Source organism: Amycolatopsis sp. EV170708-02-1 (assembly GCF_022479115.1).
Classification (GTDB): Bacteria; Actinomycetota; Actinomycetes; order Mycobacteriales; family Pseudonocardiaceae; genus Amycolatopsis.
The window spans coordinates 4,022,134-4,048,877 of record NZ_CP092497.1; the positions used below are offsets into that span (position 1 = coordinate 4,022,134).

Here is a 26,744-nt window from a genome sequence, read left to right on the forward strand (position 1 = left end):
AGGCGTGAATGAGAACTTTCGCAGGTTGGCCAGAGTGCTTGATCGTTGGTCCACAGTCGCGGGCGAAGACATCACACCGCAGTCGGAGATCGACGACGGTCTGGACATCGACTCTCTCACCCGGCTGGAAGTGGTGCTAGCCATGAACAAGGAGTTCGGGCACACATTCGACGACGTCGATGTACTTGAGGCGAAGACCGTATCTGACCTGCTAAAACTCGTCCCGGTTTCGGGCTGAATCACACAGGCGAGTTCATCGTCCGCATCCTCACCACGTGAACTAGACGGCTCCAGCAAATTCGATCGGCCGGCTGATTCAATCGCCGGTCGTTATAGTCGGTGACGAGTAATTTGCCGACCTCGAGGACCTGCTTGAGGTCTGTCAAACGAGCGGTGTAACTCGGGTTGACGAAACGACGGCTTGCTCGTTAGGAAAGGGATCGCGGGCCTTGAGGGCGCGGCGGATGCGGGCGTTGACACTCTCGATAGCGATGGTCGAGCCGACCATCTGCCGATCTCTGGATCGAACGCGAGGAACGTCATGACTCGGCCCAGGTGTTGTCCCGCAGCCGCTCGATCGCCGGAGATCGGGCGCACCAGGTGTCGCCGAACCGCTCCATCGCGGCGGCCTCTATGGGGTCCTACTTGGCGCTGCGGCGATCAGCGCAGCGATGGCACTGAGGTTGGGCTGTCGCATCACTTCGCTGGCTTTGACCCGAATCTCGAAGGTGCTCTCGATCAAGGCGAGCAAGCGCGCTATGGCCAATGACGTACCGCCCGAATCGGGTAGGCTGTCGACGAGATTGAGCTCAGGTTGGTCGAATACTTGTCGGCAAGCCGCGAGCAGGAAGTCCTCGGTACCTTGGGGCGCGTGTGATCGCACGGCCTCAGGAGAAGCGGTCGCAGCCGCCGCTGCCTGCCGCACGAGGTCGGCGCGATCGACTTTCCCGTTGGTGTTGATGGGAAGACTGTCGACGAAACGCACCATGGCAGGCACCGCCTGTTCGAGCACCCTGGTTCGGGCGTTGTCCAAAACCGCGACGGTGTCAGCCTCTGCCCCGTCTCTCAGCAGCAGGAAGGCAGCCAAGCGTAACGAACCGCCGGTTCCCTGGAATGGCACCACTACGGCACTGCGGACCGATTCGTGTGTCTCCAGTGCCGCCTCGACCTCCGCCGGCTCTATCCGCGCACCGCTGATCTTGACCTGCTCATCCATGCGGCCAAGGAATTCGAACAGCCCGTCGGCGCGTAACACCGCTCTGTCGCCGGTCAGATATACCCGATCCGCATACGACTGCCCACTAGGTGCGGATACGAAGCGTTCGGCCGTGCGCTCCTGGTCGACGTAACCAAGAGCCAGGCCAACTCCGCCGATGCGGATCTCGCCGGCCTCGCCCCGGGGCAAGATGCGGCCATCCTCGTCCGTGATGAAAACGCTGTATCCGGCCAGCGGTTCTCCGATGGGTATCGCACCCTCCGGATCGTCACTTTGCGGCCGCAGCCGGTAAGTGGTGGTTAGTACGGTGGCTTCAGCTGGGCCGTAGCCATTGTGCACGACCGCGGAGCATTCGGTCGGTGGACGTTTGCGCATCCGGTCCCCGGCTACGAGGATGTGGCGCATCGTGAGGTCGTCCGGCCATCGTTGGTCGAATGCGAGTTCAGCCAGCTGTGTCGGCAGCGCGCAATGGGTGATGGCTGACTCCATCCACCACCGGAAAAGCTCGGAGACTGAGCCGCGCGAGTCCTTTGGAGCGACGTGTAGGGTGCCGCCGGAGGACAGCGCTCCCCACAGCTCGTAGACGTGCAAATCGAAGGTAGGGCTGGCGAACAGGCCGACCCGGGATGTCGAATCGATCTCAAACCTGCTGCATGTGCAGCTGATCAGGTTTGCCACAGCGTCCTGACACAGCAGCATGACCTTGGGCTTGCCGGTGCTACCCGAGGTCGCGACCGCGCAAAACGCCTCACGCGGATACCGGTGGGCCGGGCCATTGCGTGACCCGATGCTCAGGCCACCGACCTCCGCAGCGGGTTCAATCCTCCAACCAGACGTCAGTGTGGCGGAGTCTTCAATGAGCAGGTGATCTATCTTCGCGTCATCCGCGATCGACTGGATCCGGTCGGCTTCGGGTCGCACACCGAGGCCGAGATAAATGGCGCCGATCCTGGCTAGTGCCACCGCTGAAGCCACCAGCAGCGGGGAGCGCTCCAAACAGACACCGACCAGCTGGCCAGGACTGACCCGGCCGTCGAGGGCTCGGATGATGCGGGCGGCGGTACGGTTGAGATCCCGGTAGCTCCAGGTGACTTGTCCGGACACGACCGCCGGCGCCTCGGGCTGTTTTGTCAGCCAGGTGTCGAACCACTCGAGCGGACCGCACCCCGTGACCAGGGCCTGAGCCGTGTCCCCGCCCCACGCAATGCTGAGCGAACGGGAGTGGCCGCGGTTGTCGATGGTCATCGAAGTCTCCTTCAACTCTGTGAGTCCGTTACCGTCCGGTGGCACGATCAAGATCAGTCAGGCTCCTGCCGGAGTCGAGGACATAGGACTCGAGTAGCTGTGCGAACTGTCGTTGCAGTTCAGAAATCCGTTCAGTGTCGTAGAGGTCGGTCGCGAAATCCCAGATCAGCAACATTCCGCCGACGGTCGATCGGGGGTTGACCGTTCGCTGAGAGTCCGGGATGAGCACTACGTCGAGGTCAAAACGCGAGGTCCCGGTGTTGAGCGCCTCTTGGATGGACACGTCGAGGCTGAGCCCATCGATCTGGGGTAGAGGAGCGTCGTGCGCGCTGAACATGACACGGAACAGGGGGTTGTCCAGGCCGGAGGCGGAATGCACGCCGAGCTCACGAGCAAGGTCTTGGACCGGTATGCCCTGGTGCGGTAGCGAGCGAACCAGTACTTCTGTGACCTCGTCTGCGGCGTGTCGGGCGCTCTGCCCAGGCTGGAGCTGGATGCGCAGTGGGATGGTATTGACGAACATCCCGATGCACTCCTCGTATCCAGGCGGACGATTGCCGACGGCGCTGCCGATCACCAGATCGGTCCGGCCGGTGTCCCGGCGCAACAGTTCTGCGAAGAGGGTGAGGAAGATCGAGAAGACTGTGTGCCCGTCGCGTCGAGCTGTGGCGCGCAACCGGTCGGCCAGTTCGGGCGCGATCAGTTGTCGCCTTTGGTCACCGTGGGGTATCGACCGCACTCGCGTGGAGGGAACCAGCCCAGGTAAAGGGAGGTCGAAGGTTGCGCCATCGAGTGCGCGGCGCCAGTATGCCATGGACTCGGTACGGGGACCCGCCTGTTGGTCCGCGGCACCCGTGTGCTCGACATATTCGGTGTAGGACCGAGGCTTCGGCAACTCGGCCGCAGTACGGCGCGTCAGCGCACGGTAACTGATGAACAGGTCGCGTATGACGAGGGCGAAGGACCACCCGTCATGCACCAAGTGATGCTCGGTATGCAGCAGTCTGTGGTGGCGGTCGGAGAGCCGGACCAGTGTCCAGCGCACCAACGGAGCCTCGGCGATCTTGAAGGGCTCGTCATGCTGCTCTCTCCAAAGCTTCTCGAAATCCGCTTCCTGGTTTGAGCTCTCTGGGATCTCCACAGCTCTGTAGCGCATCTCGCACGCGCGATTCACCCGTTGCTTCGGAGGACAGTGCACGGTGTCGACTTCGAGCTGGAACGCCTCGTGACGTGAGAGAACGGTGGCCAGACTTTCTCGCAGGGCAGGCTCGTCCAGCATGCCGCGTAAGTCGAGAATGGCCGTGAAGTTGTAAGCTCGGCTCTCCGGGAAAAGTTCCTCGTGGAGCCAGACGATCTCTTGGGAACGAGAAAGGGCGGTCATCGATGTGGCTCTTTCAGGAGGGGCTACAAGGTGGTGATGGTGTCCCGGAGCAGGTACTCCAGACCGTTGCCGTGCAGCCATTCGGCGCAGACCTTGGCGTGTTCGGGGCGATCGGTTTCAGACAGACGCTGCTGGGCGTCCGCAGCCCGGTGCCGGGCCTCGGTACAGAACACGTCAGCCAGGTCCTGTGTCGGCCCCGCGCCACCGGGGTCCAGTCGAGCGGCTTTGGCCAGCACCAACGACATGCTGAAAAGCTCGGTGGCGATCCGGTTGAGCAGGATCAGCATGTGTTCCTTGGTGAAAAGTCCTTCGGCATCGGGATGGCGGTCTACTAGATCACGACACTCGCGTGCGAAGGACACTGCCTGGCCCGCAACGAAACGGAGGTGGTCCTGGTTGCGCCTGGAGAGCGAACCGCCCGCCGTTCTAAGCTCGCTCGGTTCCCGCGCCACAGGCTTTGGCGCGGAATAGTGACGTAGCAGAAAGTTCCTGGCCGCCCAGCGGTCGATATTGAAGTCCACGCCGCCGGTGACTCGCAGTCCTCGCGCGTCGCGGAAGAACCGCTCGACCGGCAACGGCTGGGCACCGCGCCTGGCCTTGCTTGACGCGGTCTCGTAGCCCTCGGCGGCCAGCAGGGATAGCGTCCGGTCGACAATTCGCCAACTCGTCATCGTGATGATGTTCTTTGCGAGAACCTGTTCCGGATCCAGATCAATTCCTGGGTGGTGCTGCTCGGCGAGCATGCACCACTCGGCGACGCTTTCCATCGCGAAGGTCTCGGCGAGGTTTGCCGCTACAACGCGCTGGATCTCATCATGGTCCTCCAGGCCGCTGCCGTCGACACTGCGCCGCTTGACGAACTCTCGGGACCAGTGCAAGCAGAGGCGGCCGATGGCAAGGGCTGGAGCCGCATTGGGATACATCCGGCCGCGCACGCTGATGGAATGCAATTCGGGAACCAGTCGCCATTCCTCTTTGGTGTGCATCCCGTCGAAAGCCAAGACCCGGCCACGCGGGACGAATACCCGGTCGAACATGAGGTTCGCGCTTGGCATTCCCTTCAGGCCCAGGAACTCGTGGCAGGACCGGACAGAGAATCCCGGGTCCGAGGTGTCGACGAAGAACAGTCGAATATGATCGATGCCGTTTTCGCGCACGGTGGCTGAGACGCGGAGCAGGCCGGCGATCGGGCCGTTGGTGATGTAAACTTTCTCGCCGCTGACGTAGAACCCAGTACCGTCGGCGGCCGGGACCGCTTTGGTTGCTCGTGCTCGGTTGATCGCGCCGGTCGGCTCGGTGTCCGCGTCTCCTGAGATCAGGCCCATTGCCAGCAGCCGTTCAAGCTCCGACTTCAACTCACCGTCAGCGAGGATCGGTAGATACGCGCCTGCGCCGAGGCCGAGGTGGATGGCCATGGCGAAGCTCGCGGCGACCGACCAACTGGCCACGGCCTGGATCATCCGAAACGCGTTGTAGGCTGACAGGCCGAGGCCGCCGTGCTCGAGCGGAGCCTGGAGCCGGAAATAGCCGCGGGCAGCGCAGGCCTCGTGAAAGCCGTCCGGGAGTTTCGCGGTGCGGTCAACCTCAGCCGGGTCGACGGTCTGCTTGAGGAAGTTCATCACCGCGGCGACGACGGCGTCGCCACGGGCACGTTCACTCTCCGACTGCACGGGGAAGGGACTGATCAGATCCCAACGGAGCCGACCGAAATGCAGTTCGTCAAGGAAGCCCGCACGGGTTTCTTCGAGGGGGTTCATCGTCCGCCTTCAAAGTCGGGGAGTAACGTGGTCGGCCGGCGACGCGGCAAGGTCACGGCTCGCCAGAGTTGCCTGGATCAGTCCGAAAAGGCCGGAACTTCGTTGGCGAAGGTAGAAATGTCCGCCAGGGAGCAACTTCAGTGTGAACTGCCCTTGGCAATGGTCTCGCCACGCGGCGAGTTCCATGGCCGTGAGCCGGTCCTCGATCCCACCGACGGCATGTATCGGCATGTTCAGCGGAGCCCCGTCGACGTACTGATAGCTGTCCACGAGTTCGAAATCGCACCGGTGCGAGCTCATCACGATGGCCAGCAGTTCGGCATCCTCGGCTATCTCGTTCGGCAGTGTGCAGTACTCGCCTTGTATTTCGGCGAAGAGTTCCCGGTCGCTGAGCTGGTGGATCGGATGCAGCCTGCGCGGCAGGTGTGGAGCCGGGCAAGCGGAGACCATCAAATACTCTGGAGCCGGCAACCCGAGCCGGTGCAGTGACCGCGCTGTCTCGTAGGCCAGTAAGGCGCCGAGGCTGTGGCCGAAGAAGGCAAAGGGTCCGTGGAACTCCGCCTGCTCCACCAGATCGTGGACCAGCGAGTCGACCCTGGTGTAGTGTGGATCGGAAATTCGCGAGCCCCGGCCGGGAAGCTGGATCCCCCACACTTCGATATCGGGTAGGTCATCGGCCCATCGGACGAACTCGGCTATCGAACCGCCGCTGTGGGCGAAGCAATACAAGCGTAAGGGTGCTTCAGGACGCCTGCGGCGGTTCATCAGCCACCGTGGAGCGTGTCGTTCCTGGATGTCGAGCACGACGACCTCCTATTCCGCGTTTGTCGGCTATATTGGAGGACCGGCCGGGCTTGCCCGTGCAGTTGGCAGCTTAGCGGCCCTCACGAGGGGTTCCCTAACGCTTTTCGGGCACAGGGTCGTACCACCGTTTCCGATCCGCCGGCCAGAGTGAGTATTGCTCCTTGTTGTTGCGCGCCACGTCATACAGGCGGTCGCCGTCGTCCTCGAACATCGGTTTCTCCAGTTGGTAGTCGGTTAAGAGATGTCAACCGTGGACCTTTCCGATGGCTGATCGGTCCGAGCGGATTCGACCAGGCGGGCCAGCAGGCGAGGGGTAGGTGCGGTGAAGATCTGTTTGACGGTGATCCGTGTACCGAATGCCGCTCGGACGGCAGCGGCGAGTTGGATGGCGATCAATGAGTCTCCGCCCAACTCGAAGAAGTCGGCCTCGGCGGTGACCTCCTCCAGGCCGAGCAGCTGGCCGAAGATCTGGGCGAGCCTGTGCTCCGCCACGCCTTCGAGAGCTGATTCGGGAACGAGCGGTGCTGCGCTCCCAGCATTCGCCGGACCGGAATCATCAGGTGCCAGCGGTGAGTACCGCTGTGGACTGAACGGATAAGTCGGAAGCTCGACACGACGTGGTTGGTTGCCGTTGTGCAGCCGTGTCCAATCGAGAGCAATTCCTGCGGCCCAGAGCCTGCCTGTGGCGGCGAGGGAGGTGCGCACTGAAGATTGTCTGTCGGCAGGGTGAGGCAGGCTTGGCAGAATCAAATGACGTTCGGTGCGGGAAGGGTGGCGGCGGGCAAGGGTCGTCAATGTATGGCCGGGCCCGACCTCGAGCAGGATCTGGTCGGGTTCGGCGAGCAACGTGGCGAGGGTTTGGCTGAATCGCACGGTCGTGCGCATGTGGGTAGTCCAGAAGTCCGGTGTGGGCGCCCCTTCCATAGGGACCCAGCTTCCAGTGCTGTCGCCGATCCAGGGTATGGAAGGCGCCTTGGCATCGAGTTGTCCGACCAGCGCGGCGAACTTGTCGAGGATTGGCTGGACTAGGGCACTGTGTGCGCCGGCGGTGACGTGTAGCCGGCGCGCATCGATCCCGACTGCCGTAAGGCGAGCGCAAAGCGAGTCGATAGCGGCTTGCGATCCCGACACTACGCACTGATCGGGTCCGTTGACCGCCGCGACTTCTAAGTCGCCATCGAGTAGCTTGGCGACATCGCCCTCGGGCAGCGCGACGGCGAGCATCGCCCCGGGTGGCAGGGTTTGCAACAACCTGCCGCGTTCGGCGACCAGCCACAACGCGTCGGGTAGTGAGAAAACTCCTGCTACGCAGGCGGCGACGAAGGCGCCTAGGCTGTGCCCGGCGACGGCGGCCGGTTGCACTCCGCGCGCTTGCCACATTCGGGCTAGTGCGTACTCCACCGCGAAAACGGCCGGCTGAGCGATACTCATGTCCTGTAGCGCTGCTTCTGCGGCAGTGCTTTCCTGCGCGTTCTCCGGGTAGAGCACCGTCGTGATCTCGCGGTCGATCGCGGGCCTCAGCAGCCCACAGCACTCCTCGATCGTATCGTGGAACACCCGGTCATGATGGTAAAGCTCGCGGCCCATGCCGACGTGCTGACCACCCTGCCCGGGGAAGAGGAAGGCCACGGGGCGATCCCGGCCCTCCGACAGATAGCTGACGGATGTCGGGTCGACGAGGGCGTTGACCGCCTCAGCATGGTCGGTGGCCACGGCGAACCGGCGATATACGAAAGCGCGCCGCCCGGCTTGCAGCGTCCAAGCGGTCTCAGCTAGCCCTCGACCGAGTTCGTCGGTACACGATGCCTGCTCCTGAAGATGCTCGGCTAAACGTACGGCGGCCCGGTCCAGCTCTGGGATGGTGCGCGCCGACACAACCAAAAGGTGACTTTCCGGTGTCGCGACGACGCTCTCCTGGGTGGGGGGCTCCTCCAGGATGGCATGAGCGTTGGTGCCGCCGATTCCGAACGAGCTGACTCCTGCTCGCCGGGGGCCGTCCGAGTGCCACGGGTGTAGTGCGGTGTTCACTACGAAGGGGGTGTCCTCGAAGGCGATCTCTGGGTTTGCCGACGTGTAGTTCAGACTTGGTGGGATCAGGCCGTGCTGAACTGTCAGTACCGTCTTGATGAATCCAGCCACTCCGGCGGCGGAGTCGGTGTGACCGATGTTGGTTTTCACCGAGCCGATCCGGCAGGAGCCGTGTCGATCGGTACCACGTCTGAAGGACTCGGCCAGCGCGGCCACTTCAATCGGGTCACCGAGTGGCGTTCCCGTCCCATGTGCTTCGACGTAGCCAATACTGCCCGGATCGACTTCGGCCACCAGGTGAGCCGTGCGGATGACGTCGGCTTGTCCGGCCACGCTGGGGGCGGTGAACCCCACCTTCTCCATACCGTCATTGTTCACAGCTGTCCCACGCAGCACAGCGCGTATGAGGTCCCCGTCTTCCAGCGCATCGCCGAGCCGCTTGAGTACGACGATACCGACGCCATTCGAGGCAACCGTCCCTCGTGCTCGCGCGTCGAAGGCAGAACAGTTGCCATCCGGTGAGAGGATGCCACCCTCGGTGTATTCAGGCACTCGCGATGGGACTGTTACGCTGGCGCCGCCTGCCAGTGCCAGATCACACTCGCCGCACAGCAGCGCCTGGGCGGCGATGTGAATGGCGACCAAAGAAGTCGAACACGCTGTCTGCACCGTCACGGCCGGGCCAGTGAGCCCGAGCTTATGGGCGACACGCGAGGTCAGAAAGTCCACCCCGGTGGCCAGGCGTAATTGCCATTCAGTGACCGGTCCGAGCTTGTCGCGGTGCGCCTTCAGTGTCTCCAGATAGTCGGTCTGGCCACTCCCGGCGTAAACACCCACCGAACCAGCGTAGTTGTGAGGGTCGTATCCCGCGTTCTCCAATGCCTCCCACGCACACGTCAAAAAGAGTCGCTGTTGGGGATCGAGAAGCAGAGCCTCTCTGGGTGAATAGCCGAAGAATGCCGCATCGAACTCGTCCGCGCCCTCCAGCACGCCGAGAGCGGGGATGTACTCCTGGATCGCGGGGTCACCAGGAAAGCGAGTGATCGAGTCCCTGCCATGCGTCAGATTGTCCCAGAACGCGCGAACGTCTGGGGCACCTGGAAACCGTCCAGCCATGCCGATGACGGCGAGAAACGAGTCGTCCGCTGCCAGCGGATTCCGTTGATCCATCGAAAGCTCGGGCGCGGTCACTCGATACCTCCGGCGGTTTGGCGAGCGCGACGCTGCCGCATCCGGGCGCGCCCATCCGTGCGCTGGTACTCGCGTTCGTGAGTGGATAGCGGCATCGGCTGGTGAGGCTGTACCTGGCGCAAATGGCCGGCGAGTTTACGAATCGTCGGAAAGGCGAAGAGTGCCACGCCGGGCACCTGGTGTCCCAGCAGGCTGGTCAGCTTCCGCTGCACTTGGACAAGCAGCAGTGAGTGCCCGCCGACTTCGAAGAAGCTGTCGTCGAACCCGACCTGCTCGAGCCCCAGCAGCTCACGCCAGATGGTCGCGATCTGCTCCTCAAGGTTGTCCGGGGCTGCGGCCTTCGGCTCAGGCGAGGCGATGGCGAGGGCCAAGCGTGGTGCCGGAAGAGCGTTGTTGTCGATCTTGCCATTCGCGGTTATCGGCAGCCTGTCAAGACAGACATAGCCGGCCGGAACCATTGTGGGGTGCAGGCGTTCAGCCAGGAATCTCCGCAACCGATCCGGCTCGATGGTAGTCCCGACAACGTACGCGACCAGCGTTTTGCCCACCGCTTCGTCGTCCACAGCTCTGACATAGGCCTGGCGCACCTGCAGATGGGTGCACAGGGCTGTGGCGATCTCGGCCGGCTCGACCCGCTGACCGCGGATCTTCACCTGATCGTCGACCCGCCCGAGAAACACCAGGGCGCCATCGGGTCGACGGACCGCGAGGTCTCCGGTGCGATAGAGCCGAGCGCCAGGCGCGGTGGTGAACGGGTCTGGAACGAAGCGCTCGGCGGTTGAGACCGGCTGACCCAAGTAGCCGCGGGCCAAGAAAGCTCCGCCGATGTACAGTTCGCCCGGACAACCGGTCGATACCGGCTCCAATTCGCCGTCCAACAGGTGAACCTGAGCTCCGGCGAGTGGTTCGCCTATCGGCAGCGTGTCCGTATCGGGTAACGACTGGCTGTAGAACCTCCCAAGTGTCACGGTGATGGTGGTCTCAGTGAGCCCGTACGCATTGAAAACAGGTACGGTGCAGTGGCGCCACCAATCAGCCAGCGTGTGGGTGTAGGCGGTGTCGCTGCCGACGATCAGGAGCCGCAAGGTCGCGGGCAGGGCCCGGGGATCTGCTTCGAGGTCGTGAACCCACTGATCCCAGTACTGAGTGGGTAGGTTGGCCACTGTGACCTGATTACGGTGGAGGTGCTCTTCCAGTTCGGTGGGCGAGGGCATCGGGTCTGGCGCTATCGAGAGGCGGGCGCCCGCCAGTAAGGTGGGATATACTTCTTCGCCGAAGACGTCAAATCCTGGCCCCGCGAACTGCAGCACACTATCCGCGTCGGTGAGATCGAACGCCGCACATATAGTGGTCGCGTGGTGCGCCAGCGACGCGTGAGTGACTGCCACTGGCTTCGGTTGTCCGGTTGAACCCGAGGTGAAGATGACATAGGCGAGATCGCCCGGTGCGACGACTACCGCAGGGTTCTCCGCCGAGTGCCCGGCCAGTTCGGGAGCTGACGGATCGAGTGCGTCAAAGCCGCCATGCGATTGGTTGCCGATTAACAGAGAAGCCCCGGCGGCTGCCAGCTGATAAGCACGGCGCGCGGCGGGCAGCGCCGGGTCGAGCGGTAGATAGCCGGCTCCAGACTTGAGCACGGCTAGAACTGCCGTCACAAGGTTCCGTCCTCGCGGCAGGTTCACCCCTACGATTCCGTCGGCCGTGGCGCCGCGCTCGATGAGTGCGGCGGCCAGCCGGTTGGCAGCGGCGTTCAGTTCCGCGTAGGTGAGATACCCGTCCTGGTCGCTGGTCGCGATCGCATCGGGGCAGGTTCGCACTCGCTGCTCGAACAGTTGCGGCACGCAGGCCCCGATCTCGGAAACCGCACTGTCCACCAAGATCGTTGATCGGCCTTCACCGGATACGGGCATTGTCGGGCCCTCTCGATAGGCTCGCTGTTATTGACGGCGTGCAGACCGGTGTCCGCTTCAAGATTCCCGGGCACGACAAGTTGTCGGCGTGGGACTCTTTTCTGGTGGGAAATTTCCGTCGTACAGTTGGTGAACCGGTTCGATCCGGGCCTTCGAACTCGGCAGGCTTTGCCCTTTCAGTCAGGGAACCAGGTGTTCTGGTGCAGCCAAAGTACAACTATGCCGCAGGAAGGCACTTCCGGCTGGCATGGAAGGGCAAGAATCAAAAACTAACGTGCAAATAGGTGCAGTCCGCAGTGGCGTGTGGTAAGGTAGATATTTTTTGGCGCATCTCACTGTCCTATGTCGACGTCGCTTGTTGCGTCGGTGGGCATCAGTGCTTGGCCCCGGGCGCACGCTCACCGGCCAGGCGAGCCTCGTCTGTCCGGGCAAGTGCGTCTGGGGCGCCGCACATGATCGGACTGATCGATGGAGCGCTTCCCCTCAGGGTGGCGGCGATGCTGTGAACCCCGCAAGGTGCGGTCGGCTTCAACACCCCGTCGCACTATATTGTCGCCACTGTGATCGCGTCGACTGTGTGGGCATCTGATGGTACGGTGCCTGCATGTCAAAAGTCTACGGTTTGACGATCAGTATCCATGTCAGTGATTTGCCAAATGCGCTTTCCTACTACTCCGCCTTGCTGGACCGTGCGCCGGACAATTTCGCCCGCGGTGATCGGCCTGAATGGGAGATTTGCGAAGGTGCCTGGTTTCAGCTCGTTGGCGGGTGCGATGTTGTCGTACTCGCCAGTCGAGTGCGATTCGAGGTCGCCGATGTGGCCGCTGAAATCGCTCGACTGCGCAGCATTGGCATCGAAGTTACCGAGCCCACTACGCTACCTGGGGTGGCGATTTTCACCGACTTTGAAGACCCCTGGGGAAATCCCCTCGGTATCTACCATGATTTCGTCGGAGCGGAAGCTCAGTCGCCGATGGCGGAAGGGTGATTGTGATGGTCCGTATGCTGCTCAGTCTTCGCGATGTATGGCTGGCCCGCCATTTCTCTCGCGTACATGAACGGATGCCTCTTGACGCCACTGTTCGAGCGGGTGGGCGTTTCTCCAGCGTTCCGCGTAGGTGATTATTGACTCGAATACGACACCTGGGCGAGAAGACATATGCTCGATGAGGCGCCTGAGCATCTCGAGACGTGAGCCGCGGCCGATTACCTGCGGATGCATGGTGAGGTCGAATACGCCCCCGGGGACGTTCGCGTACGCATAGTCGAACTCGGCGCGCCAAATCTCCTCTACCGCCGAACACGGCTTGCCGGGGCCCCACTCGGCGGTGAACTCTAAATGGACCCAGTCGTCGAGGTCCCATGAGAATGGAATCGCGACAAGACTCGAAGGTGCCCCGAATTGAAATACTGAGTCCAGTGAGACTGTGTCTCCTTGGCGAACGTAATAGGGCGTGAAGTCACTGCCGCTCAGTGTGGCGTCGTATACCATGCCGTTTTCGACGAGGATATCGATCGTGTGGGGGCTGAATTCGGGTCCGGGTGATCGGTAACCCCTGGGTCTGACCCCGATCGTCTTCTGCAGTGCCTCCATGCCCAGGTCGAAAACCTTGCGCTCGGTGGTCTCGTCGAGGGTTGCGGGAATCTCGTGTACAAAGCCGTGGTGCCCGATCTCATGTCCTTCGTCGTGGATGCGGCGAAGGACGTCAGGATAAGCCAAGGCGGTGTGGCCTGGCACGAAGAACGTCGCGACGATGTCATAATCCGCAAGTAATTTGAGGATGCGGGGCATCGCGAACGGCCCGAACTCGCCACGCGACAGGCTCTGAGAGTCCTGGGTCCCGAAGATACCCAGGTGAACGGCAAGGGCATCGAAATCGAAGGTGAGGCAAACCGAAAGCCTCGGCTCAGTGGCCATACCGCTCTCCCAACTTGGTGGATGGAGGTGGCAGCACCTCCGCGGACCTCTGCGGCCGAGCTCGCCCGGCTGCTGCATTGCGCTGGCACGACTAGTGGTTTGCCTGTGGCAATCGAAGTTGTAGAACTTGGTTTGGTGACGGGCATATCGGTGGCAGGCTGCTATCGCGGGGTTATCAGGGTACCCCCAACGCCCCGACAATGTCCATCCCGGAAGGCAAAACATCGTTCCGGTGGACCGTCCGTGACGCTCTGTCATGTGCGTCGGGCGCGACCTTGCACATAACAGGGCGGCGCTGCACATCACGTGCGAACTTCGGGTGGGAGCTTGGATCACCACAGTGGCGTTCTCCATGTCGCTCTTGTACAGTCCAGAGGAACCTTGGGACATCGGTGCTCACTGTTGCAGTGTCGACCTGCTAAAACGCATTGCCGACCACAAGTCATCCACCTATGGTCTCCTGTCGATCCCTCTTCTGACAGGTTTCCCGCCGGGAGATCATCCTCAACCTTACAAGATCCGGGACACTTCTCCAGGAGCCAGGACAGGCCGAAACGTGAGCGTATTGTTAGCCTTGGCTGCCAGCGTATTGGCCGGCACCGGCGATTTCCTGGGAGCGTTGTTGTCGCGGCGTGTCCGGTCTGTCGCTGTAGTCGGTATGGGGTTTGCTGTCGGCCTGCTCTTTCTCACGGCCGTGGCGGTTCCCTTGGCTGGCGGGTTCGCTGGGCCGAGCGATTGGGTTCCCTGGGCGGCGGCGGCCGGCATCTCTGCGGTTGCGGGTCTGGGCTGCTACTTTGCGGCGCTGAGCGCGGGAAGCATGGGAGTGGTGGCACCGATCGGCGCACTGGGAGCGATCATCCCGGTGCTTGCCGGTATGGCGATGGGTGAGCGGTTCGGCCCCGTCACTTTGCTGGGAATCGTCCTCAGTTTGGCTGGTGTGGCTGCGGCCAGCGGGCCGAAACTTCAACGGGGCACGGGTTCCCGGCCCGTGATTCTGGCGGCTGCGGCCGCCATCTTCTTCGGACTGACCCTGACCTTCATCGCCCGCGGCGCCACAACTAGTGCCGTACTGACATTATGGGGTATGCGGCTGGCAGGGGCCGTCCTCGTCGTGCTCATCGCGGTCGTCAAACAGAGCGTTGGCGGCGTGCGGGGCCGTTACGTCGTCCCGATCGTCCTCGTTGGATTGGCCGACGCCGGTGCCAGCCTTCTTTTTGCCTTCGCCAGTCAACGCGGCTACATCGGTGTCACCGCCGTGCTTTCCTCGCTATACCCAGTAGTCACCGTGCTGCTGGCCCGCACGATCGCGAACGAGCGCCTGGCGCCAGTACAGGCCGTCGGCGTCGTGGGCACCTTTCTGGGTGTCGCGCTGACGGTCATCGCCTGAAGCCTGCAGGGTCTCAGCTCCTGTCGCCGGGATACCGGATGTTGTGCTGGGGGGCGCTGTCGCGGCTGCGAAGAAGATTGACTTTAATTTACCCGAATTGTGTCATCTTGGCCGAGAGGTGCAAATGCCCGAGAAAAACTTACCTCGGCCCGAGGTTGCCCCGCTCAAACTCCTCCTCGACGGGAATGGGGTCGGGCTGCTGGGACATTTGGACGAGGCCTCCCGCGCCATGTGGACCGTCCGCCGGACGTCGCGGGACGAGGCCGACAGCGCCGACTTGATCGCGATGCTCGGATTGGACCGGGCTGACGCTGTGTTGGTGGATAGGGGAATCGCGGGGCTATCCGCCGCGGAACGGCCCTCCGTCCGCCGTCAGGTGCGGGGCAGCCGTGTCCGTATCGATGTCAGCTGTGGAAGTGAAGCCCGATTCGAGGTTCTGCACTGTGCGGAGTCTTGTGACAACACTCCGGAAGTGGTGAGCGGGTACGTCGATCGAGAGGTGTTCCACCCATTCGATGAGCCAGGGAACACCAGTGCAGTCTAGTCCCACTGAATTGAGGCAGTGTGGACCGCGACACTGTCCATTCGGGAAGACCTTCGTGATGATCGGGCATCGCACGGCAGGCTGTTGGTGCCGAATCGCTTGGCCGGGTGACGATCGATTCACGTCTGTGAACAGTTTTGCCTCATCCGCCTAGGCGTGCGGACGAGCTGCACTCCGGTCCCTCCTTGATATCCTCTGAACTGCATCATGTTGGTCAAAGAGCTGGCAAAATGATCGAGCCCCCTTTCTCAAACTCCTCCTTGATGAGAAGGAGATCGGGCCGGTAGGCACTCTGGACGGAGGGTCCTCGTCCGCGGCGTGCAGACAACCCGTCGGATGTCGCTCTCAGCGGTCAATCGGTGCAGGTCCAGCCCACGGGTCGACGCGCAAAGATCAGGAGGCTTCGACCTAAACGAGCGACGTGGGGCCATAGCCTGCCTCGTGAGCACGCAGTTCCTGCAAGGCCGCCTCAAAGTCGGCCAGCATCTCGGGTGTAGGCTCGCGCAATCTCCGAGCCATCGCGTGAGCGTGCCTCGCGGCGTCCGCGATCTGATCTTGCGCCTGGGCCATCTCCGTGTAGGTCAGGTACTGCTTCGACCCGAAGCACCGCACCTCGATCACCGCCAACGGTATGCCGTCCACCACGTCGAAATTGTCCAGTACAGTCATTCGCTTGAAGCATGCCTTCATCACGTACTGGTGGTCGTGCTGGTTCGTGAGTGCCGCCTCCCAGTACATGCGCGTGTGGTTGTCACTCGCTTGAAGCCGCTCCTCCGAGTCGATGACGTTCTGCGACCTCGCAAGAGCGAGGCGGTCCGGTATCCGCCGGGTGACCATGGCGATCATCAGGTGATAGATCTTCCGAGCGAACAGCCGGAGGAACTCCTGGGACTGGGCGGGCAGAGCTCGACGCAGGTCCTTGGGCTCATGTCGGGTCAGATCGGCTGCGTGGTATTTCACCGGATCCATGGTGGCCGGCTCTGTGAAGACCGCTGCTGCATGGACGTAGGCCGACAACACGTGGGAGCGCACGGCCTGTGCCGACAGGTCCGCTACGCCGACGAAGCTCCTCGCCCGGTCCATGCGTTCCGAGATATGGCCTAGGGCACGCCAGCTCAAGTACCAGGCTGCGACCTCATCGGCGAATCGCAACGCGTCATGGCGGTGGGCCAGTGTGTGCAAGCCCCAGGTGGAAGCAACAGATGTTTGCGCCTGCAGATACTGCCGGAAAAGGTAGCCCGTCTCCGCGGGCACACCCACATTGAAGTGGACCGCAGCCGCAGTTCCACCAGCCCCCAATGCCGAGGGGCCGATCCAGGCTGCATGACCCAGCTCGGTCACTTCCCAGCCGTCCTGCGGACGGAGCACGTCCGCCAGCGCAGTGCCGGGCTGATCACCCAGGGCTCCGGGTACCCCTGCCAACGCCTCGCCCACCATCTGGTAGGCGGTCCTGCCGTCGTCCAGGGAAATGTCGCGTGCCTCGCCGGGCAGGTGCGGCATGACCCACAGGACAAGCTCGGGGAGTCCGAGGATTCCCGATCTTATTCTGCCCGCGGACGCTGACAGTGCGCTTTGCTCGGTAGCGTGGAGTCGGTCCTGGTCGTCTTGGTAGAAGTACTGTGTTTCCAATATCACCTCCGCGCCCCTGCGGCGTGCCAGTACCTCCGTGTCGTGGAGCTGTTCCACTTCGATGTCGATCGACCCGTCATCTTCCAGGTCGGAGCCGAAGGGGTCGACCTCGATCGGATACGCCCACTCGGCCTCGACGCTTTGGCCTGCGCCGGGAAGCTGGACGCCGTTCTGGTGCCCGCTTACCCAGTAGTGTGCGATCTTGGTCCCCTGTATGGACAACGGGTGCTGCCACAGTGAGGGATGCAATTGGCTGTGTGCCGCGTGTACGTCTTCTCGTGTCACGATGATCCGCGCCATTCCCGGTTTGCGTAGTGTGCGCAGCTCTTTCTGGACCTCGGCCGCGAGCATCGACAGTTCGTCTTCGGTCAGCTCGGGTGCCGTAGGCAGCGGTTGTCCCGGTCGGCCCAGTTCCAGTGTCGTGGTGGGGGCGGCGCGGCGCACGTGTCCGTGGAACGGGATCTGCCACACTCTCCCGCCTCCCACGGGTGTCGCGTAAACCCCGGCCGGCGTCGCGGACAACGTGAACTGTTCCGCCCCGTGCGCAGCGAGGGCGGATCGAACGCCGGGTAGTTCCGCGGCTGTTAGCCGTCCGATCCAGCCCGTGTGTCCTCGTAGCACTACTCCCGTTGACGGGTGGATGAGATCGTGTCCCCACTGTGCCCATCCCACTCCCGGTACCGGGTTCGCCCATCCGGGTATTCCGATCCGGCCCCAGCTGGAGACCCGGTAAATCACTATCCCCGCTCCTTCCCGGTCCAGGATCTCGAACCACTCCTGCGGCCCGGACCGCCCCAGCGGCCCCTGTTCCACCAGTGCTGCCTTGCCACCCGCCGAGCGTGCCACCGCTGACACCGGCAATCCCACCGGAACCGGCATCCGCACCCGCCCCAGCTCCTCGGCCGGGGAACGCTGTACTACTCCGCTGCCGGGTGTGTCCGAGGTGGTCGAAATAACACGAATATCGGCAGGCCGGGACACCATGGTGGACGTACCGGCGGAAGTCGTGGCCGTCCACACCGGCGGGCCGACGGTGCCCTCGGCCGGAAGCAGCGCGATGCGCGCTGTGGGAACACCACCCTTTGGGTCGGTTTCGTCGAGGAACAGGGTCGCGGGTGTGTTCGCGGTGATCAGCGTCGTACCGTCCAGGCCTGGCATGATCTGCTGGCGAGCCAGGGTAGGGACCGCGTCGAAGTCGGTCAGCAGCAGCACCCGCGAGGGCATCGGGTCCCCGGCCGCGGTCAGATCCCTGCGCAGGCGCCGCCCGAACGCCGACGGTGTCTCCCAATGGGTCAGGTCCTGCCGCACGTCGTAGACCGCGAACCTGCCGTCAGCGAAGTAGCCGGCCACGATGGCTGTGGCGGGCAGGTCGAACGGCAGCCGCCCTAGTTCCCGGCTGTGCCAGGGCCGCGCTGTGACCGGGTCACTGTGTGCCCGGATCCCGGGCTGGTAGGCGTGGTTCGGGGTCCAGGCCACATACGAAGACCCCAGTCGGGCGTTCAGGGCAGCGAAGCGGGAGTGGTGGTCACGCCGGTCGAAGTAGGACAGGCCGCGGGTGCGCAGGCCACCGAACGGGTACGGGCGCAGTCCGGCGGGAGCCACAGCACCGGGTGGGGCGGACCGTTCGGCCAGCCAGCCGGTGGGGTCGGCGGGGAACCGGGACCGGTACGCCCACCGCACCCGGTCACCAGCCGGGCCCTGGGGATAGACGGAGGTGAACCGTCCACCGCGGCCGTCCTGAGTGTGGTGCAGACCCACCCTCACCTCGGCCCCCGGGGCGCGGCCGGCCGGGTCAAGGAACAACGCCGACATGTCACCGTGCGGAAACCAGACCAGGCGTCCGAGCTGATCGGCCAGCCCCTGCCGCGCGTCCACCCTGCTGCAGGTCAAGAGAACCAGCGGGTCCTCCAGCGGCCGGCTCGAGGCACTCAGCTCCGGCAGCACCCGAAGCCACGAACCCAGCGCCTCATCGGTAACAGGCTGCGCCTGACCGTCCACCACCAGACACAGCTGCTCCCGATGAAGGGAATGAGCCATCAGGACGAACGGATCCACCCCCGGTTGCCACGGCCAAGGCCTGACTCCCTCGTGCACCCCGGGTCGCTTCACGGCCTGGGGAAAGGACGCCGCCGGCACCGGCCCGACAAGGTAGTAGCCGCCGAACCCACCGGCGGCGGCCCGCGCATCGCGGGAGTGCCCCGGCCCCCGGCCCCGAGCCGCCGAGACCTCCGGGGCGACCTCCGGCAAAGAGACGTGCACGACCAACTCGCCCATTTCCTTGGGGAAGAGGGCGACATCCCTGCCAGCCAGCCCGGTCAAGACCGGCGCGTCCGTTAACAGCAACGACAATCCTCCTCATGATCGCAAGGTCGAACTCAGCCTCCAGGACTTCAGGACTTCAACCCCAAGAGCTTGCCCTACCGCAGACCACGGCTCGATTATGAGGATCAACATGGGCCCTTTCTTCGCAGCTTCTGCCCGATCGATCACAGCTACAATCGCGCCCTGCGGTGACATCATCGCCACCGTCGCCGAACGAACGCTCGGATCATCCCCGCCCTGACCCAAATAACGAACCCCTACTCCGAGGCTTGGGTCCGCGTCGGGAGTCCGAAACTGGTGGTCTTCTTCGGATCGGAAGTGCCGACCGCGGCCCGCAGTTCCGTGTTGATGTTGAAGTTCCGGTCCTCATCACAGGGCTTGTAGACGATGGCGCCGACTTCGATGTCGTCGATGAACTGCCAGTTGTCCTCGAACGGGCCTTTGAGGTTGTGGTTCACGTACGACGTCGGCGAATTGCCGTGGCAAGTAGTAGTCGGCGCGTTCCAGTCCGGTGGCTCCCGCGGCCAAGGAGGCGAATCCGCGGTAGTCGGTGCCCGCGATGCCGTAGGTGAATCCCGGCGGATCGCTGGCGTGAGCGGCTTTCTGTCCGCGCGGGCCCGTAGTCGTGGCAGTACTTCCCATGTGACGAAGCGGCGTACCAGCTGCGCGTGCTCCGGGTCGGCGACCGAGGCGAGGTGGACAATCACCCACCGTTCGAATGTGCAGATCTGCTTGTCGACCACAGGCAGGACACCGCAGGCCATCAGCAGCTCCCGCAGATGGGCTGCGGCTCGCCAGGGTTGGAGGGCTTGGAATGCCTCATAGGTCAGCTCGATCTCCCCGCGGCCGAGTTCCTGGAGCAGCACCGCCGGCGGCCGGGCCGGGCGATGGGACGGACGCAGCCATGACAGCCCCGACTTCGAGTTGTTCATCGCGAGCAAATGCTTGGCGAGTGGGACCAGTTCGGGCCGGATGCGGCCGGTACCGTCGTCGAGGAGTTCGGCGAGTTGATCGGCGAAGGTGCAGCGGGCGCGGCTCATTCGCCGAGGATTCGGGCGGGCCGGGGCCGCAGCCTGGCTGCGGTCGAGGGAGGTGCTGGCTGGTCGTAGGTGGCGGTTTTGCGGACGCCGGCGTTCTCGGCGGTGGTCGTGACCAGGTCGGCCGGGGTGCAGCCGAGGATGTCGCAGAACGCCGACAGCACCTGCAACGACAGCCGCTCGGGGTGCCGGAGACCAGCCGGTGGACCTGGGAGGCGGACAGGTCGATGCCGCGGTCCTGCAGCAGGGGACGAGTTCGGTGGCGGTGAAGACCCCGCGGGTGGCCATGATCTCCCGCAGCTCCAGGCGTAGCCGACTTTCCGCTTCACGACAGCACTTCCGGACCGGCCAGCGCCTCGGCGACCGCAGCATCGAGGTGACGGCGCAGGGTGCGACGGCGGAAGTCCGAGCCCACGCAAGTGTAGATTAAGTCGTGGAAGCGTGCTCGTGACCGACCTGTTCCTGCACGAACCGCGGATCCCATCCGGCCTCGATCAGATGCGTCACATAGGAGTGCCTTGTGTCCGCAGTCGCCGTGTGCGGTTGGGTTCGTGTGGCGATTGAGCTGCGCGAGGTTGGTGATTGCGGAGTTCGCGACGCAGACCGTGGTTGGTGTTGCAATAGCCCCTCTTCGCTGTGGCGGGTATCACTTCCTGACTTGCTGGACCAGCTCGGACATCAGGTGATGGTCAGACGTCTCGGGACGGCTGATTTGGTTTGCTCGATGTGCGATGTGATGTCGACTTGGACGGCTTTTGCCGCCGAGTCCAGAGGCCGATCTCGGTGCCAAGACGTGTCTCAGCACGAGTGATTACATCGTTGAGGGGTTGACCTTCGATGAGGGGGTTGAAGGTGCGGGCGGCCTGGATCAGACACATGGCCGTCTGGATCAACAGCCCCCAGGTCTGTTTGGCGGCGTAGTTGCTGAGCGTGCCAGTGTCGTCAACGTAGGCCATCCCGCCCTGCGGGCTGGGATGAATCTGAGCTGAGAGCAGGCGGTAGGCGACGTAGAGCTTCCTGGCGTCGTAGGCAATACAGAGGTCGGCGAAGTTTTTGATCATGCCGAGGAGTCGATGGGGAACCTGCGGTTCGCTTGGTTTCTCCCGCTCCGCGCCCGGTGGGATCGGCCATTCCGCTCGTTCGAGGTCTTCCATGAGCTTGCGCGTGTTGTCCTCCCCGTATTCGACCAAGGCGTCCAGGGCGTCGTCGCCTTCGTCGAGAACCCATTGGAGCACCAGCGTGTGCTGGATGATCGAGCGGACAATCGGCCCGGATTCGTGTCCCAATCGGTTGTTGTGAGCCAGGGCAACCAGCTGGCTGCTGCGGTTGATCTTCGCCCACCAACCGAAGAGCGCCTTGAACAGCCTGCTTGTGTCGTGGTTGACGGTGATCTCACCGGCTTCGGTGATTCTCTCGAACTGATCGGTAAGCATCGCTATCGCTTCGTGCGCCCGTTGGCCTGTTGCCTCGTCGTCGGCGATGACGGTGTTGTCGCTGTCGTTCACTTGATCTTCCCTCGATTGGTATTGGGCAGACTGAAGGGTAAGTCCACTCGCGCTCGGAACCCTGAGTTCGGTGATAACGCTGGCATGAAGCCCTCGACGAGGTCAGCTACATGATCCGATAGCGGCCGCTCGCTGCGGCAGTCGGCTGACTCGGCTTGCGGAGGTGGCGGCGTTCCGCAGGCGGCTGATCTCGTCGTGTTGAGCGGCGAATTGTGCAAGAGCTTGGGTCTGGAAGTCGCTGAGTTCGGCGATTGCGTTGGTTGCCTTCGTAAGACGGTCCTTCAGCGCGGTGATCTCGTTCTTGAGACGGGTGATCTGGGCGTCGCGCGGGTCGGGTTGCTCGCCGGTCTCCTGGAGGGCCGCAGGCGCCGTTCGAACTCGGCGCGCAGGTGGGCGTAGGGCCGGTTGCCGTAGAAGGCGGTGCGGTCGACGTCGGCCTCGGCGGCGAGGGTCTTGATGTCGCAGTGGCCGCCGGGCGGGATTTCGCCGCGCAGGAGCCGATCCATGGCAGCGCGGACCCGGTTCTCGTTGGCTGTGCGCTGTGCCGCAGTGATCCGCATGTCACTCCTTGTTCTGGTCGGTGGCGGTGGCGATGGCGTCAAGGACGCCCAGGGCGCGGTCGAGATCGGTTTGCAGGCGGGCGCGTTCGGTCTTGCGAGTCGGGCCGAGGCTGCCGAGGAAGGTTGTGGTCTGCGCGGCATGCTCGGCCCAGACCGGGCGGTGGCAGGGGTGGTGGGTGGCTTGCGGGCAGCGCGCGGAGTCACACATGCCGGCCAGAGGCTGGTCGGCATGCGGGGTGCCGGCGAGTTTCAGGCAGAGCGCTCGAGACGGGTCGGTGAACCAGCAGTAGTTGGCCGCGCCCAGGTGCAGCGTCTGGGCGCGTTTGGTAAGCAGGTTGAGGACTTCCCGGTCGCTGCGCGCGGTCGAGGACGCCGATCTTGACCGGCGCCTGGCGCGCTACGCCCAGCCACAGCTGAGAATCCCTTGGTCCTTGAGCGGAGAGGAAACCGGACCCGTCCTGTCGTGACGACGAAATCCGCTCACCGCCGAGACTCCACGTGTCATCCGGTAGTGTCGGCGAACTCGGCCAACGCTGTTGGGATGGCCTCGGCGAGTTTGTCCAGGTCAGGCAAGATGTCACGGTCCGCGTGCAGCCCGACGTGGACGGCGCCGTCGTGGTGGCACAGCGCTACTCCCAGGGCGTGCCCGGGGGTGAGCGGCACCAGCGGGTACACCTCGCCCACGGCAGCGCCGCCGATGGTCAACGGCACCGCGGGCAGCCGGACGGTGGTGACAACCAGGTCGAACAGGACCCTGGCGTGCCGGGCGGCCAGCGGGGTCAGCACCCGGTGCGCCGCTGGCGGGACCGCGTGCGCGAACAATGCCATCGCAGCTGCGCCGCGCCGCGGACCGGCGGCCTTATTCGCCTGCATCGCCTCTCGTACCACGGCCAGCCGCGCGGCGGGATCCGATCGGTCGACGGGCAGGTCGCACAGATAGCCCGATACCTGATTCGCACCACCGGTGCCGCGGGCGCGAGGGCGTTGGTCGACCGGGATCAACGCCCGCACCCGGGCCGTCTCGACCGGTTCGCCCCGACTGGCCAACCAGGTCCGCAACGCACCGGCGAGCACCGTGAGCAGCACGTCATGGCTGGTGCCGCCATGACTATGCCGGACCCGGCGGATGTCCTGGTCGTCCAGCCGGATCATCCGCACCAGCCTCTCCCGTGGTAGCCGCGGCCCCCTCAGCGCCGTGAACGGTGGCCGCCGGGGCAGGGGGAAGGGGAATGCGTGCACCGGCGCGGACAACGGCGAGCGTGGCGCGGGCCACCGGACCTGGCGGGCCACCGCGACAGCGATGTCGGTCCCGGCGCTGAGCCGCGCTCGGGCTTGGCGGGCCGCGCCGGCCGGGTCACGGACTGCGACCGTCGCCTTCGACACCGCAGTGTTCACGGCCAGGGTGGCGGTCGAGAGCGCGGTGCGCAGCACACGTCCGGGACGGGCCGATGACACCGGACTCGGCGATGGGCTCTGTGGGGCGGCCAAGCCATCGGCAGCGTGGACCCCATGGGCTGCGGTGGTATCGAGCAGGGACATGCCGAGGCGGATGGCACCGGCTCCGTCGCAGAGGGCGTGGTGGAGGGTGACCAGCACCATGATCCGGCCCCCTACCGGATCATGGTCGAGGCAGCCGAGCACATGCAACGCCCAGGGCGGACGAATCAGTTCCAACGGCCGGCGCATCAGGTCCTCGGTCAGCGCGGATACCGCGTCCCACCCGCCACCGGAGGGCAGTTGATGGGTGTGCACGTGCGTGTGGACGTCGAAGCCGGGATCTGTGGTCCAGGTAGCACCGCCTGGCGGGGACCAAGTGGGGGTGATCCGTTGCCGTAGTCGTGGCAGCCGCGCTGCCCGCGTCGCCAGCAAGGCGGCCAAACCCATCACCGTGGGCGGATCCTCGCCGGGGGCGGCGGTGAGGGGCAGGAGCGCGCCCAGGTGCATCGGCGCGGCGTGCTCGAGCGCCAGGAAGGCCACATCCAGCGGCGAGAGCTGTTCCTCAAGTTCGTGGCCGGTCATCACAGGTCGGTGTCCTCGAGGTGGCGGGCATGGCGCCCGGAGGGTGTGCGGGGAGCGGGTACCACGACCGCGGGCAAGCCCAGGCAGGTCAGGCGCATCGGCACACCGTGCCAATAGGTCGGGATCGGCTCCGCGGCCGCGCGGTCGGTGACCCACACGTCGATCACCGGTCCGCCGGAGTCGGTACCCGGTGTCACGCCGATGACCCCGCGCAACCCGCCGAGCCGCTCAATCGCGGAAGCCAGCACTCCATCAGTCGATCCGCGCGGCCTCATCCACTGCGCGGACGAGTCGGTACCGGCTCTCATCGGCCACCCGCGGACGCACCCAGGCCCGGTCGCTGACTGGGGCGACGAGCACCACGGCGGGACAGGCCGGCGAGTACGGTGCCCGCCAGCAGGCGCCCGAGCGCCGCACCCATCACCGCGAGCGCCGCCGCACCCAGTCCCACCGCCCCCGTCAGCAACACTCCTCGGCCGAATGCGCGGTGCCGCACGGACATGAGCCCGGGCGCCGACGGCATGGCACCTGCCAGGACCGGTCGCTCGGAATCGGCCGCCTTGATGTCCACGGAGGTCGGGTCCGTCCCCATGCCCGCTCCGGAGGGGTAGGTTGGCTCGAGGGTATGCACCACATGGAGTCTGGTGGCAAGCCCTCCGGCAGCGGTATACGGGCACATCGATCGTGTGGCGATCTCCACCCACCCGATGAGCCGGACGGGATTCGGCTAGCCCGCCGGGCGTTGCTGGGGCTGACCGCGAACGCGACGCCTGTGAAGAACACGCCCACGCGCTGCTGGTATCGCAGGCATGAGTCGCACTGGGCACGGGACCTGCGGGGCGGTCCTGACCATTCAGGAATGATTCAGCCGACGGTGTCGGTCTGCGTCTCCACCGCGATGTCGTGTTCGGCGGCGAGATCGAACAGGTCGGCCAGCCGAGCGGCATGCAGCTCCGCTTCGTCGGAGCGACCGGCTTGCCGCGCGGCCGCTTCGGCCTTCGCCGCGTCGGCAATCCGGCTCCGCAACACCGTCGCGAATACGTCCATCCCCAGACTCTACGGGGCCTGCGGCGCCAAATATAGCCAGCGTGGGCCAGATCGCGACCTCACCCGACCTCGCCCAGTCACCCCGGGCTTCGACACGCTGGGGTGATCTCGTTGCCGGCCGTCGTGTCGGCCACCTCGTCGTGGCGCCTAGGTGTGCCACGATGGTCTGCCGTACCTGGACACGATGAGCGACAACGAAAAGGGCCTACATGGTGACGACAGAGGAACAGACCCGGTCGAGCATCACGATCACTGCGTCCCCTGCGGCTGTGATGGCGGCGATCGCCGACTTCGAGTCCTACCCACGGTGGGCCGGTGAAATCACTCACGCCGAGGTCCTCGAACTCGACACCGACGGCCGAGCATACCGGGTACGGATGCACATCGACGCCGCGGCGATCCGCGACGAACAGACCCTGCGCTACCGGTGGGACGGTGACCGGGCAGTGCAGTGGACGCTGGAATCCTCCCGGATGCTGCACAGCCTCGAGGGCTCCTATACTCTGACGGCCACCGACACCGGGACATTGGTGACCTATCGGCTGAGCTTGGCGCTGAAAGTCAAGGTGCTCAGCGTTCTGCGCCGCCAGGCCGAACGAATCATCACCGAACGCGCCCTCTCCGGGCTTGCCCGGAGAGTCCTGGCCACGGCCTCCTAACACTGTTCAGCGCCCCACACCGATGTACAACGGCAGGAGCCGACCCCCGGCTGCACTGTGAAGCGCGCCGCGACACCGGTTCGGTGATCACGGGCTTTCACCATATTAAGAATGAATTTGGCGAGCTTGCGAGCCGGTATCGGCCGCTGGTGTGGATCAGTGCCGGAGACGTCAGGTCGGCGGCATGGGCGTGGTGTGGGGGCTCCGGACACCGAGCTCGACCGGGCAATGGGGTCACGGACGTGCTCACCGATGAGGTCGGCGAGCACGGCGTGTGCCTGCCGCTGCTCGCCAACGCGGCCGGAATTAACCCCTCCGACACCCTGCAGCGCCTGGAAACTTTCCAACGAGTTGAGCCGATCTGCAAAACGACCGTCCGTGGGGGACGATCTTGGACACGCCACCGCCGGGGCGGTGAACTGGGCACGTGCGGAATGTGAGACGCAGGCTCAGTCGCTGCCTGCGTTGCAGGCCTGCGCGCGATCTTGGCCGTGGTGTGCTGCGCGGAGAATATCGAGCGGATGGGTGATCTCGCCGCACACATCGCCGACACAGCCCGCTTCACCCATCCCGAGCGAGCCATTC

At 64.4% G+C, this 26,744-nt stretch carries 21 protein-coding genes and 2 pseudogenes; 4 read left to right on the forward strand and 19 right to left on the reverse strand.

Annotated elements, in window-relative coordinates; all coding sequences use genetic code 11:
* The first annotated feature begins 4 nt into the window (after positions 1 to 4).
* On the forward strand, positions 5 to 238 hold the full coding sequence (locus MJQ72_RS18875) for an acyl carrier protein (RefSeq protein ID WP_240600677.1): 234 nt from the start codon (positions 5 to 7) through the stop codon (positions 236 to 238).
* Between the two features lie 144 nt (positions 239 to 382).
* Here MJQ72_RS18875 and MJQ72_RS18880 read toward each other — a convergent pair whose 3' ends face one another.
* The 8 genes from MJQ72_RS18880 to MJQ72_RS18910 all read right to left on the reverse strand — a co-directional run bounded on the left by MJQ72_RS18880 (position 383) and on the right by MJQ72_RS18910 (position 11,496).
* Positions 383 to 508: a transposase gene (locus tag MJQ72_RS18880; RefSeq protein WP_240600678.1), complete on the reverse strand. Its 126-nt coding sequence runs from the start codon at positions 506 to 508 to the stop codon at positions 383 to 385.
* A gap of 123 nt (positions 509 to 631) precedes the next feature.
* Entirely contained in the window at positions 632 to 2,461 is a 1,830-nt protein-coding gene (locus MJQ72_RS18885; protein ID WP_240600679.1) for an amino acid adenylation domain-containing protein, read from the reverse strand.
* Between the two features lie 28 nt (positions 2,462 to 2,489).
* Positions 2,490 to 3,842 carry a condensation domain-containing protein gene (locus MJQ72_RS18890; protein ID WP_240600680.1) on the reverse strand — a complete coding sequence of 451 codons (1,353 nt, stop codon included), beginning with the start codon at positions 3,840 to 3,842 and terminating at the stop codon, positions 2,490 to 2,492.
* Between the two features lie 23 nt (positions 3,843 to 3,865).
* A complete protein-coding gene (locus MJQ72_RS18895) occupies positions 3,866 to 5,599 on the reverse strand; it encodes an acyl-CoA dehydrogenase family protein (RefSeq protein ID WP_240600681.1) in 1,734 nt (577 codons plus the stop codon).
* A 9-nt stretch (positions 5,600 to 5,608) separates the two neighbouring features.
* Complete coding sequence (locus MJQ72_RS18900) at positions 5,609 to 6,403, reverse strand: thioesterase II family protein (RefSeq protein WP_240600682.1); 795 nt, start codon at positions 6,401 to 6,403, stop codon at positions 5,609 to 5,611.
* Between the two features lie 94 nt (positions 6,404 to 6,497).
* Entirely contained in the window at positions 6,498 to 6,614 is a 117-nt protein-coding gene (locus MJQ72_RS45095) for an MbtH family NRPS accessory protein (protein WP_396426961.1), read from the reverse strand.
* Positions 6,615 to 6,637: 23 nt separating this feature from the next.
* Complete coding sequence (locus tag MJQ72_RS18905; RefSeq protein WP_240600683.1) at positions 6,638 to 9,622, reverse strand: type I polyketide synthase; 2,985 nt, start codon at positions 9,620 to 9,622, stop codon at positions 6,638 to 6,640.
* A complete protein-coding gene (locus MJQ72_RS18910) occupies positions 9,619 to 11,496 on the reverse strand; it encodes an amino acid adenylation domain-containing protein (protein WP_240600684.1) in 1,878 nt (625 codons plus the stop codon). Before MJQ72_RS18910 ends, MJQ72_RS18905 begins: the two co-directional genes overlap by 4 nt.
* A gap of 640 nt (positions 11,497 to 12,136) precedes the next feature.
* Here MJQ72_RS18910 and MJQ72_RS18915 point away from each other — a divergent pair.
* A complete protein-coding gene (locus MJQ72_RS18915; RefSeq protein ID WP_240600685.1) occupies positions 12,137 to 12,520 on the forward strand; it encodes a VOC family protein in 384 nt (127 codons plus the stop codon).
* A gap of 21 nt (positions 12,521 to 12,541) precedes the next feature.
* On the opposite strand, the gene MJQ72_RS18920 is transcribed toward MJQ72_RS18915, so the two are convergent.
* Positions 12,542 to 13,450, reverse strand: coding sequence for a polysaccharide deacetylase (locus MJQ72_RS18920; RefSeq protein WP_240600686.1), 909 nt, complete (start codon positions 13,448 to 13,450; stop codon positions 12,542 to 12,544).
* Positions 13,451 to 13,790: 340 nt separating this feature from the next.
* On the opposite strand from MJQ72_RS18920, the gene MJQ72_RS18925 reads away from it, so the two are divergent.
* Positions 13,791 to 14,837 (forward strand): DMT family transporter, encoded by a 1,047-nt coding sequence (locus tag MJQ72_RS18925; RefSeq protein ID WP_240600687.1) that lies wholly within the window; start codon positions 13,791 to 13,793, stop codon positions 14,835 to 14,837.
* Positions 14,838 to 15,789: 952 nt separating this feature from the next.
* On the opposite strand, the gene MJQ72_RS18930 is transcribed toward MJQ72_RS18925, so the two are convergent.
* The 10 genes and pseudogenes from MJQ72_RS18930 to MJQ72_RS18975 form a co-directional block, all read right to left on the reverse strand.
* Entirely contained in the window at positions 15,790 to 19,353 is a 3,564-nt protein-coding gene (locus tag MJQ72_RS18930) for a hypothetical protein (protein WP_240600688.1), read from the reverse strand.
* Between the two features lie 236 nt (positions 19,354 to 19,589).
* Positions 19,590 to 19,974: pseudogene (locus MJQ72_RS18935) on the reverse strand (DUF4360 domain-containing protein).
* A gap of 394 nt (positions 19,975 to 20,368) precedes the next feature.
* Entirely contained in the window at positions 20,369 to 20,533 is a 165-nt protein-coding gene (locus MJQ72_RS18940) for a helix-turn-helix domain-containing protein (RefSeq protein ID WP_240601364.1), read from the reverse strand.
* A 161-nt stretch (positions 20,534 to 20,694) separates the two neighbouring features.
* A pseudogene (locus MJQ72_RS18945) lies at positions 20,695 to 20,990 on the reverse strand (tyrosine-type recombinase/integrase).
* Positions 20,991 to 21,058: 68 nt separating this feature from the next.
* On the reverse strand, positions 21,059 to 21,874 hold the full coding sequence (locus MJQ72_RS18950) for a DUF5677 domain-containing protein (RefSeq protein WP_240600690.1): 816 nt from the start codon (positions 21,872 to 21,874) through the stop codon (positions 21,059 to 21,061).
* 281 nt (positions 21,875 to 22,155) lie between these two features.
* Positions 22,156 to 22,434 (reverse strand): hypothetical protein, encoded by a 279-nt coding sequence (locus MJQ72_RS18955; protein ID WP_240600691.1) that lies wholly within the window; start codon positions 22,432 to 22,434, stop codon positions 22,156 to 22,158.
* Between the two features lies 1 nt (position 22,435).
* Entirely contained in the window at positions 22,436 to 22,642 is a 207-nt protein-coding gene (locus tag MJQ72_RS18960) for a hypothetical protein (RefSeq protein WP_240600692.1), read from the reverse strand.
* A 293-nt stretch (positions 22,643 to 22,935) separates the two neighbouring features.
* Entirely contained in the window at positions 22,936 to 24,453 is a 1,518-nt protein-coding gene (locus MJQ72_RS18965) for a wax ester/triacylglycerol synthase family O-acyltransferase (protein ID WP_240600693.1), read from the reverse strand.
* On the reverse strand, positions 24,453 to 24,701 hold the full coding sequence (locus MJQ72_RS18970) for a hypothetical protein (protein ID WP_240600694.1): 249 nt from the start codon (positions 24,699 to 24,701) through the stop codon (positions 24,453 to 24,455). The genes MJQ72_RS18965 and MJQ72_RS18970 overlap by 1 nt, the downstream gene beginning before the upstream one ends.
* Positions 24,702 to 25,317: 616 nt before the next feature.
* Positions 25,318 to 25,500, reverse strand: coding sequence for a hypothetical protein (locus MJQ72_RS18975; protein WP_240600695.1), 183 nt, complete (start codon positions 25,498 to 25,500; stop codon positions 25,318 to 25,320).
* A 209-nt stretch (positions 25,501 to 25,709) separates the two neighbouring features.
* Here MJQ72_RS18975 and MJQ72_RS18980 point away from each other — a divergent pair, with 209 nt between their 5' ends.
* A complete protein-coding gene (locus tag MJQ72_RS18980; RefSeq protein WP_396426962.1) occupies positions 25,710 to 26,159 on the forward strand; it encodes an SRPBCC family protein in 450 nt (149 codons plus the stop codon).
* The last annotated feature ends 585 nt before the right edge of the window (positions 26,160 to 26,744 follow it).